General features: G+C 46.1%; 13 protein-coding genes. 2 read left to right on the top strand and 11 right to left on the bottom strand.

The window, feature by feature from the left end:
• Window positions 1-105: 105 nt before the first annotated feature.
• The gene (gene glsB / locus ACXAC1_RS14210) at window positions 106-1,014 is read right to left on the bottom strand and encodes a glutaminase B (protein ID WP_475062261.1); all 909 of its coding nucleotides are present in this window, start codon (window positions 1,012-1,014) and stop codon (window positions 106-108) included.
• Window positions 1,015-1,240: 226 nt separating this feature from the next.
• Here glsB and ACXAC1_RS14205 point away from each other — a divergent pair, with 226 nt between their 5' ends.
• A complete protein-coding gene (locus tag ACXAC1_RS14205) occupies window positions 1,241-1,987 on the top strand; it encodes a siderophore-interacting protein (RefSeq protein ID WP_475062260.1) in 747 nt (248 codons plus the stop codon).
• A gap of 46 nt (window positions 1,988-2,033) precedes the next feature.
• Here the strand turns inward: ACXAC1_RS14205 and ACXAC1_RS14200 are convergent, their stop codons facing one another.
• Window positions 2,034-2,444: a GFA family protein gene (locus tag ACXAC1_RS14200; RefSeq protein WP_475062258.1), complete on the bottom strand. Its 411-nt coding sequence runs from the start codon at window positions 2,442-2,444 to the stop codon at window positions 2,034-2,036.
• A 234-nt stretch (window positions 2,445-2,678) separates the two neighbouring features.
• Between ACXAC1_RS14200 and ACXAC1_RS14195 the strand changes: the two genes are divergently transcribed.
• Complete coding sequence (locus ACXAC1_RS14195; protein WP_475062257.1) at window positions 2,679-3,167, top strand: hypothetical protein; 489 nt, start codon at window positions 2,679-2,681, stop codon at window positions 3,165-3,167.
• A gap of 50 nt (window positions 3,168-3,217) precedes the next feature.
• On the opposite strand, the gene fadA is transcribed toward ACXAC1_RS14195, so the two are convergent.
• From fadA to fdhA, 9 genes are all read right to left on the bottom strand, one after another.
• Window positions 3,218-4,393 carry an acetyl-CoA C-acyltransferase FadA gene (gene fadA / locus ACXAC1_RS14190; RefSeq protein ID WP_475062256.1) on the bottom strand — a complete coding sequence of 392 codons (1,176 nt, stop codon included), beginning with the start codon at window positions 4,391-4,393 and terminating at the stop codon, window positions 3,218-3,220.
• Window positions 4,394-4,420: 27 nt separating this feature from the next.
• Window positions 4,421-6,571 (bottom strand): fatty acid oxidation complex subunit alpha FadB, encoded by a 2,151-nt coding sequence (fadB, locus tag ACXAC1_RS14185; protein ID WP_475062255.1) that lies wholly within the window; start codon window positions 6,569-6,571, stop codon window positions 4,421-4,423.
• 304 nt (window positions 6,572-6,875) lie between these two features.
• The gene (locus tag ACXAC1_RS14180; protein ID WP_475062253.1) at window positions 6,876-7,628 is read right to left on the bottom strand and encodes an enoyl-CoA hydratase-related protein; all 753 of its coding nucleotides are present in this window, start codon (window positions 7,626-7,628) and stop codon (window positions 6,876-6,878) included.
• An 11-nt stretch (window positions 7,629-7,639) separates the two neighbouring features.
• Complete coding sequence (locus ACXAC1_RS14175) at window positions 7,640-9,322, bottom strand: AMP-binding protein (protein WP_475062252.1); 1,683 nt, start codon at window positions 9,320-9,322, stop codon at window positions 7,640-7,642.
• 80 nt (window positions 9,323-9,402) lie between these two features.
• Entirely contained in the window at window positions 9,403-9,720 is a 318-nt protein-coding gene (locus ACXAC1_RS14170; RefSeq protein ID WP_475062251.1) for an SCP2 sterol-binding domain-containing protein, read from the bottom strand.
• Window positions 9,721-9,739: 19 nt separating this feature from the next.
• A complete protein-coding gene (locus ACXAC1_RS14165; RefSeq protein ID WP_133563916.1) occupies window positions 9,740-11,536 on the bottom strand; it encodes an acyl-CoA dehydrogenase C-terminal domain-containing protein in 1,797 nt (598 codons plus the stop codon).
• A 173-nt stretch (window positions 11,537-11,709) separates the two neighbouring features.
• Complete coding sequence (locus ACXAC1_RS14160) at window positions 11,710-12,732, bottom strand: CobW family GTP-binding protein (RefSeq protein ID WP_475062250.1); 1,023 nt, start codon at window positions 12,730-12,732, stop codon at window positions 11,710-11,712.
• 21 nt (window positions 12,733-12,753) lie between these two features.
• Window positions 12,754-13,083 (bottom strand): thioredoxin family protein, encoded by a 330-nt coding sequence (locus tag ACXAC1_RS14155; protein ID WP_133563912.1) that lies wholly within the window; start codon window positions 13,081-13,083, stop codon window positions 12,754-12,756.
• Window positions 13,084-13,236: 153 nt separating this feature from the next.
• Window positions 13,237-14,433: a formaldehyde dehydrogenase, glutathione-independent gene (gene fdhA / locus ACXAC1_RS14150; RefSeq protein WP_199461689.1), complete on the bottom strand. Its 1,197-nt coding sequence runs from the start codon at window positions 14,431-14,433 to the stop codon at window positions 13,237-13,239.
• Window positions 14,434-14,473: the final 40 nt, after the last annotated feature.

Genomic DNA, 14,473 nt, shown 5'->3' with positions numbered 1-14,473 from the left:
GCTTAACAGAGCTCGATAATCACTTTGCATTCGAAGATCTTTTATTCAGCAAATATTGATGTACTCACGGGACTTTTTTACATGTGTTAAAGCTAAGCTAAATCACTAATAAACTGACCAACCGATATGTTTAGTCATTGATTCCAGTGCTGCAACACCTGCGCTGGAATTCCCGACTTTATTGAGCGCTGGTGACCAAACGCAAATTGAAAAACGGTTCGGTACAATCGCAACAATACCTCCGCCTACCCCACTCTTGCCTGGCAATCCTACTTGAAAGGCAAAACTACCCGCCTCATCGTACATGCCACTGGTGGCCATCAACGCATTCACTTGGCGCGTTTCCTGTTCACTAATTACTTGCTCTTTGCTAATAGAGCAATAGCCTTTGTTAGCAAGGAAGTTAAAAGCTTTGGCCAAATCAACGCAACTCATTCTTAGGGCGCAATTTGAAAAATAACTTTTAAGCACTTCTTCAACCGAATTCTCAAAATTCCCATAAGATTGCATCAAATAAGCCATGGCAGCATTGCGATGCCTAAACTCGTATTCAGAGTCCGCTACCACTTGATCTGTTTTTAATTCGGGATTACCCGAAAGCCGTCTAACAAACTCACGCATAGCGTAATGCGGTGATGCAAAACGTGATTGGTTCATATCACTGACGACAATCGCACCTGCATTGATAAATGGGTTTCTTGGAATACCATGCTCATACTCTAGCTGTACCAAAGAGTTAAATGGCAAACCAGAAGGCTCTCGCCCTACTCGCTGCCACATGTCCGCGCCATAGTGTTTAATTGCCAAGGTCAAACTAAACACTTTGGAGATACTTTGGATGGAGAAAGGAACATCGGCGTCGCCAATTTGGAATAACTCACCTTGATTACTGTAGATCGCAATACCAAATTGATGGGGATTAACACTGGCCAGCGCTGGAATATAATCTGCCACTTTACCCTGACCAACGAGCGGTTTGACATCATCGTAAATGGTGCGCAATAGCGTTTGCATATGGAACCTTATTTCGGGGGATTGTTTTCACTTATTATTGTGGCGCTGATTTTGCCAGAATATCGAAAAAACAAAAGCGCTTCTTAAAAGTATTACTTAAAAATAGAGGAGTGGCGCCTCCCTCTAAGCTTCGGGTAATACGCGCAACACTTTGTTTCGTTGCCTTTCATAGGTCTCTAAGATAGATTGATTGCCATTCTCAATTAACCATTAAAGGAAGTGCACTATGCCGAAACCTACCATGCGTGACCTGCACGTCGTGCGTAAACAATTCGTCACTCCGCACATGCTCCGTATAACACTAGGCGGTGATGCTCTAACAGACTTCCCCGCAGACCAAGAGAGCGGCTATGTAAAACTGGTATTCCCTACCACTGATGGCAGCCGACTCATGCGCACTTATACCATTCGCCGCCAACGCCAAGATGAACTCGATATTGATTTTGCCGTACACGGTGATTCTGGTGTTGCCTGCCACTGGGCACTACACGCGCAACAAGGCGACACTATTACGGTAGGAGGCCCTGGGCCTAAAAAGCTAATCTCTGAGGATGCCGATTGGCTGTTATTTGTTGGTGATATGACCTCATTGCCAGCCATCAGCGTCAACCTAGCGACACTTCCAGATACTGCTAAAGGCTACGCTATTATTGAGGTACAAAGCGAAGACGATATCCAACCACTGCCTAAGCCCGAACACATCGACATCAAATGGGTGATCAATGCCCATCCTGGGGAAGACAGTGAATCGTTGTTGCGCCATGTTACCGCTTTGGATTGGCTAGACGGCACAGTTGCTGTATGGGCTGCCTGTGAATTTAGCTCAATGAGAGCCTTACGGGCTTACTTCCGTGAGCGCAACGACGTTGCCAAGCAAAACCTCTATATCTCTAGCTATTGGAAGCTGGGGCTAAACGAGGACCAGCATAAAGTTGAAAAGCGCCAGGACCTCGACACTAGCGAAATAGATTAAGCGTTATGATAAATCAGGGCATTTCGCCCTGATTTCATGGCCTGCTTCAAGTCTGCTTTTGGGCTATTTTCACACCCTCGGGGATCTCATACCAATCCTGCTTTTCACTGACCCAAATATGCACAGATGGTTGCAACATGGACGTATCCTCTAAAGTAGACGGCTTAAGCTTGATGTCATTAGGCTTGTTGGGATCAAAGTGATAGATACGATTGCCACAAGTTGGACAAAACTTTGCGACGGAAGTGTTACCACTGTCTGCTAATCTTCGCCATTCTTGAAGCTCACCGGAGATCTCTAAATCCTTTAAATCCACCATGGCTGTAATACTGAATGCACTGGTTGATAACTTCTGGCATTCCTTACAATGACAAGCTGCAATCAACTTAGGTGGTGTCAGTAATTTATATGTCACCCCACCACATTGGCAGGCTCCAGAAATAGGGTAATTCGCCATTCTCAATTCCTTGTTATTTTCTATGCGGTTATGAATCTCTAGATGAGATGTGAATAGACTGACGCTAGCACAATCATAGCTCAACATATGTGCAATTAAATGCAAACAGCTAGTGTGAAACCAACAAGCATGCGTCTAAAAGTGCAAAACACTGTGCAACCATTAATCCATCTATTGCGAAGACTTTAGTGTCTGAATTACTCTCAAATGAGATTAAAAATTGAGGTCAGCACAATGAAAATCGTCATTAAAAAGAAGCATTTAGGATCCCTGTCTTCTTTGCTGGTTTTATCTTTAGCACAAACGCCTGCTAACGCTGAAGAGCAATCGAATCGCATTACATCGTCTTCATCAATCGCAAACCTGGCTCGAAGTGGTGAAGAGCAGAACAAAGCCATCATTTTAAAAGCGTCTCAAGACTTAACGACTAAGACGTCCCTAGACTCACCTCGTTTACATTTAATCTCTTACAAAGCAAATATTTCTAATGCCTTTGATGGTTACTACAAAGAGTTAAATGCCTTGGAGGAAAAATACCAAGATAAGGTCGATAAGGCTTTGGACGATTATGAGGCTTCTTTGAAACTGGTTTCGATGACTACCAGCTCAGATTCACTGACCTCGCATCAAGCTAAATTTAATGCGAGGTGCGTTCTTGCGCAGTTAAAAAAGGAGCACAAATCCAATCAGCAAGCATTAAAGGAAAAATACCATATCAGCTAGACTGACGGGAAATAGAAACCAGCAAGCTATATGCCTGCTGGTTTTTGGGTTTAGACGCGCTCAAATATGGTCGCAATTCCCTGCCCCATGCCGATACACATGGTTGCAAGACCAAATTGAACATCTTTCGTCTGCATTTGATGCAATAATGTGGTGGAAATTCGCGCACCAGAACAACCCAGAGGGTGACCAAGTGCAATCGCACCACCATTTAAGTTCACTTTATCATCCATCTTATCCAGCAGTTTCAAGTCTTTTAGAACTGGAATCGATTGTGCTGCAAACGCCTCATTGACTTCTACTAAGCCAATATCATCGATCGACAAACCGGCACGCTTAAATGCTTTTTTCGTGGCAGGCACTGGTCCGTAGCCCATAATCGCCGGATCACACCCAGCAACTGCCATGCTTTTCACTCGTGCAATAGGTGTTAAACCTAGCTCCTGAGCACGTGCTGCCGACATCATCAACATGGCAGACGCACCATCAGACAAGGCTGACGATGAACCTGCTGTCACTGTACCTCCTTTTGGCATAAAGACCGTTGGCAAATTCGCTAAACCTTCGAGCGAAGTGTCTGGGCGGATAACCTCGTCTACTTCAATAAGTGTTTTGTTACCGTCGCTATCATGACCTTCAATCGGCACAATCTCTGCTGTAAATCGACCATTGATGGTCGCGTCATGGGCTCTTTGATGAGAACGAACTGCAAACTCATCTTGCGCGGCACGAGAAACCCCATGCATTTTCCCCAACATTTCTGCGGTCACCCCCATCATCATGGAAGCTTTGGCCATATGCTTAGACAGCTCAGGGTTCACATCGACACCATGCATCATCGGCACATGCCCCATGTGCTCTACACCACCAACGACAAAGGTATCGCCTTGCCCACACATGATAGCCTGAGCAGCCGTATGAATCGCAGACATAGAAGAACCACATAAACGGTTAACAGTTTGAGCCGCTGTGGTAACCGGCATACCTGATAACAAGGCCACTGCACGCGCCATGTTGAAACCTTGCTCAAGGGTTTGGTTTACACAACCCCAGATCAGATCTTCAATACTTGCTGGTGACACTTCAGGGTGTCGAGCTAGTAGTGCTTTGACTAGCTCAGCGGATAAATTTTCAGATCGCACATGTCGAAAGGCACCATTTTTTGATTTCCCCATTGGAGAACGCACCGCATCGACGATCACTGCATCATTTGGATTTAATTTCATCTCGAAACTCCTATTGTCCAATTGGGATTAGTATTGATGGTAAGTACGTTGTTCGGCAGCCATAGCACGCATTGCTTGCGTTGGCTCATACAACTTACCAAGGTGTTTAAAACGGTCAGCCATTTCACAAAATGCTGCCAATCCCATTTGATCCATGTAATGCAAAGCGCCACCAAGGTATGGAGGGAAACCAATGCCATACACCAATCCCATATCCGCTTCCGCCGCTGAAGCGACAATGTTTTCTTCTAAGCAACGTGCGGTTTCGATACAAAGAGGAATCATCATACGCGCAATGATTTCTTCATCTGCGAATGTTTGATGCTCACCATGTAGCGACTGAATCAACTCTTGTGCCTCAGCCGAGGCTAACTTCTTTGGTTTACCTTTGCGGTCTGCTTCGTATTGATAAAAACCGCTGCCGGATTTCTGCCCGAAACGTTTTAAAGCATAGAAGCGATCAATCGCATTCTCACCATCATGTCCCATACGATCTGGGAAACCATCTGCCATCACTTGATCCGCGTGATACGCTGTATCAATGCCTACGACATCAAGTAAGTAAGCAGGCCCCATCGGCCAACCAAAGCGCTCCATCACCTTATCAACCGCTTGATAATCCGCCCCGTCTTTCAACAGTGCAGAGAAGCCTGCGAAATATGGGAACAGCACACGGTTGACTAGGAATCCAGGGCAGTCATTCACCACGATCGGCGTTTTACCTAACGCTTGAGCATAAGCAACAGTCTTAGCGATGGTTGCTTCAGAAGTTTTCTCCCCGCGAATCACCTCTACTAGTGGCATACGGTGAACCGGGTTAAAGAAGTGCATACCACAGAAATTTTCTGGATGCTTCAGAGCTTCAGCCAAGTGTGTGATAGAAATAGTTGAAGTATTAGAAGCCAGGATAGCGCCTTCTTTGAGCTGCGCTTCCGTTTCCGCTAATACCGACTGTTTGATTTTTGGGTTTTCCACTACCGCTTCGACCACTAGGTCAACAGCAGACACCTCGCCGTAGCTTAAAACAGGGGTAATCTTACCAAGACCCTGCATGGCTTTTTCACTGCTTAGTTTGCCGCGCTCGACCTGCTTACCAAACAGTTTACTCGCTTCATTCATACCAAGATCAAGCGCCTCTTGGCGAATGTCTTTCATGACAATTGGTGTCCCTTTGGAAGCAGACTGGTAAGCGATTCCGCCCCCCATGATACCCGCGCCCAACACAGCAGCATGGCTAACAGGCTCAACCCCTTTGGTGTATTTAGAAGCCGTCTTTTTAACCAGCTGATCGTTCAAAAATAGACCGACTAAGGAACGAGCAACAGGAGATTTCGCCATTTTCACGAAACCTTTGATCTCAGTTTCGATGGCTTTATCGATCGTTTGGAAAACCCCCTTCTCAACCGACTTAATGGCTTCCATCGGCGCAGGGTAATGTCGGCCTGCTTTTGCACCGACCACGGCACGAACAGACTCAAAGATCATCATTTTTTCGATAGGGGAAAATTCCATTGCCGCTTGAAGGCGCTCACGGCGAGCTTGATAATCCAGCTTTCCATCCAGCACTTGCTGCAATAAATGTTCTGCTGATGAAACCACATTCGCTGCGGCGACCACAGCATCCACTGCCCCGTCTTTCATTGCGTCAGCACTGCGTTTCTGCTGACCACCACAAATCCACTCACAGGCGTTGTCCACACCAATGAGACGCGGTAAACGGACTGTACCGCCCCAACCAGGATAAATACCAAGCTGTGTTTCAGGTAACCCGACTTTCGCGGAATCTGCCATCACACGGTAATCACATGCCAAACAAAGCTCAAAACCACCGCCTAGCGCCAAGCCATTAACGGCGGCAACAGTAGGAAAAGGTAGGTTAGATAAGGAAGTAAAAATATTGTGGGCATCACGTAGCTTTTGTGCCAGAGCGTCCTCTTCAAGCTGGAACCACCCCATGAATTCGGTAATATCAGCCCCGACTACAAAGGCATCTTTTGCGCTGCTAATTAGCAAGCCTTTAACCGATGAATCTTGCTGTAACAGCTCAACTGCTTGAGCAAGCTCTGCTAGCGCCTGTGAGCCAAATTTATTGACAGAACTATCCTTCAAATCCAATATCAGGGTCGCAATGCCAACCTCATTGGTCTGCACTCGAAGCGTGTTTCCTTCGAACTTCATAATCGCCTCCACCTCTTATTTTTATGGCCTTAGAGCGTTTTTTGAGTCACGAAAACAATCGTGAATTCATGTCCTTTAAGCTTAGAACGATAGCGTCTTTCCTCAATAACAAAAAAGACTCTGTTTAATGACATTTTATGGCAAGCTCTGACGTTTCCCGCTTCTTCAGATACAAAAACGCCCTAATAAGTCATGCTTACTAGGGCGTAAATTAGGTCGGCGAAACCAGTCGTTGAAGTTCATAATCATATACACTCTAAGGTGTATAATTAAATATAGTTAAGTTATGTAAAACGGCCAGTTTTTAACTCTCTTTTTTTAAAAACTTATAAAACTGCTGCTGGGCTTCATCAGACACTAGTCGATCTTTAAAAATCCTTCCCTCGCGCATCAGCGCCATTTGGATATCATCCATAGCACGACACTTGAGCAAATCTTTGGATAAGAGCACAGCCTCTGTTGGTAACTGACACAGCTTCTGAGCATACAGGTTTGCCAACTCCAGAGACTCTTTCGGCTCACAAAGATGGTTAACCATTCCCCACTGGTAAGCCGTTTCGGCGTTAATTGGCTCGCCAAACATCAGCATCTCAAAGGCTCTCTGATGCCCCACTATCTTTGGAAGAAGAAAGCTCGATGCGGCTTCTGGCACAAGACCAAGCTGCACGAATGGAAAGACAAATTGAGTATTCTTGGCCGCAAACACCATATCGCAATGCAGCATCATAGTCGCACCAACACCAACCGCCCAACCTTCCACGCAGCCAATAAGGGGCTTTTTGTAAGAGGTTAACGCTTGCAAAAAGGACATGACAGACGCCATTTTCTCAGGAGAGCGAGCAATTTCAACAAAGTCATTGATATCGTTGCCAGCCGAGAAGTCAGGTCCGGCACCCGCAAATACAGTGACCTTAACCTCATCGCGCAAATCGGCTTGATGAAGCACATCGCTCATTGCCTGATACATATCGACAGTGATGGCATTCTTCTTATCAGGGCGATTTAACAAGACAACCTGAACACCATTACTAACGGATTCTTGAATAGCCTCTGTCATAGGGACACTCCTTAGTGCTCCGGCTCTCTCAACGCTCGACGCAGAATCTTACCAACATTGGTCTTTGGCAATTCTTTGCGAACTTCGTATTGTTTAGGAACCTTATACGCCGCAAGGTTTTCCTTACAGAAAGCGTGCATAGCTTTTTCATCCATCTGCGCACCGTCTTTCAACACTAAAAAAGCCTTCACCGCCTCACCGGTTTTATCGTCCTCAACACCGATAGCCGCAGCTTCTAGTACGTCAGGGTGCTGAGTAATGACATCCTCAACTTCGGTTGGATAGACATTAAATCCAGACACGATAATCAAGTCTTTGGCTCGGTCAACAATGCTTAAATAGCCATCATCTTGTTGCGTGGCAACATCTCCAGTGATCAAGAACCCATCTGGAGTCATAACATCCTGAGTGGCTTGCTCACGGTGCCAGTATCCTTTCATCACCTGTGGTCCTTTTACACACAGCATACCAGGCTCGCCAGGCACAACGTCGTTTCCATTGTCATCAATGATACGAATATCTGTGCAATCAACGGCCAACCCGATGGTACCAATTTGCTCTTTCCCAATCGGGTTAAATGCCACGACAGGAGAGGTTTCGGTTAAGCCATAGCCTTCCGATACCGTGCAGCCTGTAACACTTTTCCAACGATCTGCAGCGGCATGTGTAAGAGGCATTCCACCTGATGCCGTAAGCTTTAATGACGAGAAGTCCACTTTTGCAAAATCTTCGCGGTTACAAAGGCCCGCGAACAGGGTGTTCAAACCAATAAATCCTGTGAACTTCCATTTATTGAGCTCTTTGACAAAGTTTGGCAAATCTCTTGGGTTTGGAATAAGGATAGTGTGGGCCCCATATTCCACCAATGTCATGGCGTGAATTAAGAAGGCATAAATATGATACAAGGGTAGTGGCGCAATGAAGGTTTCGCTGCCTTCCTCCAACAAATGATCTAAGCGGTTTTTCAATTGATGCATGTTGGCAATCAAGTTGGCGTGGGTAAGCATTGCCCCTTTGGCAACACCTGTCGTGCCCCCGGTGTATTGCAGCACAGCAAGATCGGTACGTTTTAGCGTCATGATATCAGGACGGCTTTTAGCTCCTAAAGCAAGCGCATCATTCAAAGAGATAGATTGGGGCAAACTATAAGTCGGCACCATTTTTTTCACGTGCTTGACGATTGAGTTGATTAAAAGCCGCTTCACCGGTCGGTGAAAGTCGGCGATCTCAGTAATCAACACATGGGAGATCTGAGTTTTAGCAATAATCTTTTCAACATTTGCAGCCATGTTGGCAAACACTACCACTGCTTTCACACCCGCATCATTGAACTGATGTTCTAACTCTTTCGGTGTGTAGAGCGGGTTGGTGTTTACCACAATCAAGCCAGCTTGCATGGCACCAAAAACGACAACGGGGAACTGAACAACATTTGGTAACTGAACCGCAATACGATCACCAGGCTTTAAGTCTGTGTGCCGCTGCAAATAAGCCGTAAACGCATCAGCTTTCTGCTTTAAATCACCATAAGTTATGGTACAACCAACGCTAGTAAAAGCAGGCGAGTTCGTATAACGCTTACTGGCATCAGCTAGTACATCCACTACCGATTCAAACCTTCTAGGGTTTAATTCTTCAGGGATATAGCTACCTGGCTCCAAATCTTGGTTTTTTGCTATATCGTCGTTCAGCATAAAGCTTCTCCGTTATTGTCGTTATATGGAGACATAAAATTCACTTAATCAATGTGATGCCATGCAGGTGGCAAAGTTCATCACGGGGTAGGAAATATTTCAGTCAACTTGGTTGCTAACATAATATCACCGTCCGCCCGAATTTTCCCTTGCATGAAAGCTTGCATACCATCAAGCTCACCGGACATCACCTCTGACAAGGTATCCGTATCCATACCCAAGGTTACCGTCGCATCATCATGCTCACCCTGCTCTAACGTTGCCGTACCATCAGCAATGGTGACAAAGTAAGGATCAGCATCGTCTAGCTCAAATTGAAATATAGCATCCATTTCAGAAGCTGCGCTCTGATCAAAGCGCGTTAGCATGGTATCGAAAATATCTTTTGCATTACTCATAAACATTACCTCCGCTTAATTAGCGTAAAAAGAACTGCTCTTCGTCCATCGACATCAAGCTATCTGACCCTGCAAGAATCATCTCTGCGTGCGCTTTGGTTCGCGGCAAAATACGATCAAAATAGAAGTTCGCTGTTTGTAATTTCGCTTTGTAAAAAGCCTCTTCCGTAGTACCTTCGGCAAGCTTTTGCTGCGCTACTTGTGCCATACGTGCCCAGAAGTAAGCTAACGTGACATAACCTGAGTACATACAGTAATCGACTGATGCTGCACCCACCTCTTCGCGGTTTTTCATAGCTTTCATCCCCACTTTAAGGGTGAGATCGCCCCACTCTTTGTTCAAGGCCGCGAGTGGCTTAACGAGATGTTTGAGCGCTTTATCGTCATTCGCTTTACAGAATTTGTGGATGATTTTAGTGAAGGCCTTGAGCGTTGCACCTTGAGTCATCAGCACTTTACGACCTAACAAATCAAGCGCTTGGATACCTGTCGTACCTTCATACAGCATGGAAATTCGACAATCTCGAACGTTTTGCTCCATCCCCCAATCAGCGATGTAGCCATGTCCACCGAAAACTTGCAGACCTTGGTTTGCGGATTCGAAGCCTGTTTCCGTCAAGAATGCTTTCGCAATGGGTGTCAGTAAAGACAGTAGCGTTTCCGCTTCTTCTTTCTCAGCATCGCTACCTGCTTTCACCTTATCCACTAGCATCGAACAATAATGAATCATCGCTCGACCGCCCTCAGCAAAGGCTTTTTGAGTGAGTAGCATACGACGCACATCAGGGTGAACAATAATTGGATCAGCCGCTTTATCTGGCGCTTTTGGACCAGACAGCGAGCGCATTTGAAGACGATCTTTGGCATAAGCCAATGAATTTTGATAAGCCCACTCTGTATGCGCCAAACCTTGTAACGCTGTTCCTAGACGAGCGGTATTCATAAAGGTAAACATACAGTTTAGACCTTTGTTTGGCGGCCCAATTAAGAAACCTTTGGCGCCATCAAAGTTCATGACACAGGTCGCATTACCGTGGATCCCCATCTTGTGTTCAATCGAACCACAATGCACAGCATTGCGCTCCCCCACCTCACCCGACTCAGTGACATTGAATTTTGGCACAATGAATAGCGAAATTCCTTTTGTGCCAGCAGGCGCATCTGGCAGACGGGCCAATACGATGTGGACAATATTTTCTGCCATATCGTGTTCACCAGCTGAAATGAAGATCTTGGTACCTGACAGACTGTAGCTACCATCATCGTTAGGTGTCGCTTTCGTCTTCAGCATCCCAAGATCAGTACCACAATGAGGCTCAGTCAGACACATGGTGCCTGTCCATTCACCGGTAACCAGTTTGGTAAGGTAGGATTGTTTTTGCTCGTCAGTGCCGTGCAGTTCAAGCGTATTCATCGCCCCATGACTTAGCCCAGGGTACATACTCCAAGCCCAGTTAGCGGTTGCGACAAACTCTGTCACCATCATCCCTAGAGACTCTGGCAAGCCTTGACCGCCAACGTCTGTGTGATGAGATAAAGATGGCCAGCCGCTTTCGACGTACTGTTGATAAGCTTCTTTAAAGCCTTCTGGGGTTGTGACAACACCGTTGTCGAAATGACATCCCTGCTGATCACCGATTTGATTCAAAGGTGCTAAGACACGTTCTGCGAATTTCGCGCCTTCCTCAACAATGGCATCCACCATGTCTGGAGTGGCCTCTTCGGCTCCCGCTAGAGAGGCATAGTGCTGATGGATCCCAAGCACTTCATCAGTAATAAATTTTAGGTCGCGTATGGGCGCTTTGTAGTCAGGCATGACACTCACCTCGATATTATTTTTATGCGGAAAGTTTGTTCAACAACATGCATTAAGCGTTGTCGAAAAGCGCTTTTCCCTCAATAACATTTCAAAGCAAGTTGAATAACAAAACGCGCCATAGATGACTTAAAACAACATTCAAAGAGCTAATTTGGCGTGCAATGAATGAACTAAAATAAGAGCTTTTGAAGCTCTAGTAGATTTTCTTCAAAGTTATCATCGTCTTCGAAAATGCACTCAAATCTCGACTCTAGACCGTCATTTTGCGGAGATCTACGACTCTCTCCTTGCGTAACATTAATTAACTCAAACTGACTTTCTAGACGTAATACACCTTTGAAGCGCCAAAAATTTGGCAACGTTTTTATCAGGGCAAGAAACTGTTCAAATCGCTCATCATCGATTGACCAGCTTGATTCTGCAATCCAACCTACACTCGCCATTCCCTGTTCTCGTTTTAGGTAGCAAGTCACTCCTGCTACAGGCTGACTCTGGAATACCTTGGCGTGGTCGCGGTCGTGGTCGTGGTCGTGGTCGTGGTCGTGGTCGTGGTCGTGGTCGTGGTCGTGGTCGTGGTGAGAGTTATGACTTGCTCGCGGGAGATCAAGCCAAGCCGGATCAAATTGCCCATTTGAACTTAATGCAATGACGGATTTCGACGCGGCGAACTGCTTAGCAAAATCCAAAAAGCGCTGCTCTTGAGAATCATCGTACAAATCTGCTTTGCTGCCGATCAAAACGTCTGCATCATCTATTTGATCAAAAAATGCCGGATGGCCTAAGTAACGCGGATCGGAGAGATTACGCGCATCCATCAAACAGACCGTGCCACGGATGTCCAATACATCACGATAATGATCCGCACTTAACTGTTCGACAATTTGATGAGGGTGCCCAATACCTGTTGGCTCAATGATAATACGATCTGGTTGGGCTTGTTTGATTAACTCGTTTAAACCGACTGAAAACGCAGCCGAGGTCACACAGCATAAACAGCCCCCTGGCACTTGCTTAATGGCAACCCCATCTTGTTTCAGCAAGTCTCCATCTATGCCCACTTCTCCGAATTCATTTACCAATACCGCCCACTTTTCATGCTGAGGCACACCGGCTAACAAATTTTTTATAACGGTCGTCTTACCAGCACCTAAAAAGCCGGTTATTACATTTACTTTAATGCCTAGAAATCGCATGTTTTACTCATGTTTGACGTACTAAACGTCTAATAATTTTCGAATCTCTTCTTCGGAATCGGGGCGTACAACTCGCCCAACCTCTTTGCCATCTTGCAAGGCGATTAGGGTTGGCCAAAGCTTGACCTGATAATGTCGGCCAAGACGCTTCCCCTTACCATCCACAACCTTAACATGCTGCACATCCAAGAAATCATCCATTACCTCAGACAATAGGGGCTGAGCTTTCTTACAATAGCCACACCATGGGGTACCAAACTCCAGTAAGACATCGCCTTCCAGTCGCTCAACATCCTCTAGGGTTATCTCTTCGTCTTGGTATTCTGCATTAAAACCATTCACTACATTCATGCACTGTTCCTTTTTCAAAACAACATTACGGCTACATAGCGATGCCTGACCGATGTTTCAATAGTAGCAAAAGATTTTTATCGCCTAAGACAAAAATGCCACGTCAGCTCATCGAACTGACGTGGCATTTCACTTCATTGCAAGCGCTATCAGCTAGGCAACAAACTCACCATGAGGGTCCATAACAAATTTCTTCGCCGCTCCGCCATCAAAATCAGCGTAACCTTGTGGCGCTTGATCTAACGTGATCATCTGTACGTTAACCGCGTCGGCAATTTTTACTTTATCAAACAAAATCGCCTGCATTAGAGAGCGATGGTATTTCATTACTGGACATTGCCCCGTATGGAAGGAGTGCGATTTAGCCCAGCCTAAACCAAAGCGCATACTTAACGCGCCCACTTTCGCCGCTTCATCTTCAGCACCTGGGTCATCCGTCACATACAAACCTGGGATACCAATCTGGCCGCCCGCCCGTGTAATTTGCATCGCCGAGTTTAACACCGTAGCTGGCGCTTCTTTGTGCGAGTTACAACCACAACCGTGCGCTTCAAAGCCGACACAATCGACAAAACAATCAACTTCACGCTCACCTAGAATGACTTCTAGCTTGTCTTCCATATCGCCTTCTTGGCGCAAATCAATGGTTTCACAGCCGAAACTACGAGCTTGCGCTAAACGATCTTCAATCATGTCACCAACGATGACACATGCAGCCCCAAGAAGCTGAGCAGAAACCGCTGCCGCTAGACCAACTGGACCTGCGCCTGCGATGTAAACGGTAGAGCCTGGACCCACCCCTGCTGTGACACAGCCGTGGAAACCTGTTGGAAAGATATCTGATAGTAATGTCAGGTCAGCAATTTTCTCTTTAGCTTGGTCTTTGTCAGGGAATTTAAGCAAGTTAAAGTCTGCGTATGGCACCATCACATAGTCAGATTGACCTCCAACCCAGCCGCCCATATCAACGTAGCCGTAAGCCGCCCCTGGACGTGCAGGGTTCACATTAAGACAAATCCCCGTCATCCCTGCCTTACAGTTACGGCAGCGACCACAAGCAATGTTGAACGGCACCGATACGATGTCACCAACTTCTAGGAATTCAACATCATCGCCTTTCTCAAGGATGATCCCCGTGATTTCATGGCCTAATACCAGACCTTCAGGCGCGGTGGTACGACCACGCACCATGTGCTGATCACTGCCACAAATATTGGTGGTAAGAACTTTTAGAATGACGCCGTGATTACATTTACGATCGCCCAGAGCGAGTTCTGGGAATGGGATGGACTCGACTGCGACTTTTCCTGGGCCTTTGTAGACGACGCCGCGGTTGGAGGATTGAGACATAAAGTACTCCTGTAACAAGTGTGGTTTTATTGTTTTTATC

The sequence above is a fragment of the Marinomonas sp. AWM4_232 genome (assembly GCF_056158325.1).
Note: the sequence above shows the minus strand (reverse complement) of the source record. Positions and strands in the feature narration are given on the sequence as shown.

Coding starts and splice junctions, on each gene's coding strand:
- glsB (WP_475062261.1), bottom strand. CDS start 1,014: ATGCAAACGCTATTGCGCACCATTTACGATGATGTCAAACCGCTCGTT.
- ACXAC1_RS14205 (WP_475062260.1), top strand. CDS start 1,241: ATGCCGAAACCTACCATGCGTGACCTGCACGTCGTGCGTAAACAATTC.
- ACXAC1_RS14200 (WP_475062258.1), bottom strand. CDS start 2,444: ATGGCGAATTACCCTATTTCTGGAGCCTGCCAATGTGGTGGGGTGACA.
- ACXAC1_RS14195 (WP_475062257.1), top strand. CDS start 2,679: ATGAAAATCGTCATTAAAAAGAAGCATTTAGGATCCCTGTCTTCTTTG.
- fadA (WP_475062256.1), bottom strand. CDS start 4,393: ATGAAATTAAATCCAAATGATGCAGTGATCGTCGATGCGGTGCGTTCT.
- fadB (WP_475062255.1), bottom strand. CDS start 6,571: ATGAAGTTCGAAGGAAACACGCTTCGAGTGCAGACCAATGAGGTTGGC.
- ACXAC1_RS14180 (WP_475062253.1), bottom strand. CDS start 7,628: ATGACAGAGGCTATTCAAGAATCCGTTAGTAATGGTGTTCAGGTTGTC.
- ACXAC1_RS14175 (WP_475062252.1), bottom strand. CDS start 9,322: ATGCTGAACGACGATATAGCAAAAAACCAAGATTTGGAGCCAGGTAGC.
- ACXAC1_RS14170 (WP_475062251.1), bottom strand. CDS start 9,720: ATGAGTAATGCAAAAGATATTTTCGATACCATGCTAACGCGCTTTGAT.
- ACXAC1_RS14165 (WP_133563916.1), bottom strand. CDS start 11,536: ATGCCTGACTACAAAGCGCCCATACGCGACCTAAAATTTATTACTGAT.
- ACXAC1_RS14160 (WP_475062250.1), bottom strand. CDS start 12,732: ATGCGATTTCTAGGCATTAAAGTAAATGTAATAACCGGCTTTTTAGGT.
- ACXAC1_RS14155 (WP_133563912.1), bottom strand. CDS start 13,083: ATGAATGTAGTGAATGGTTTTAATGCAGAATACCAAGACGAAGAGATA.
- fdhA (WP_199461689.1), bottom strand. CDS start 14,433: ATGTCTCAATCCTCCAACCGCGGCGTCGTCTACAAAGGCCCAGGAAAA.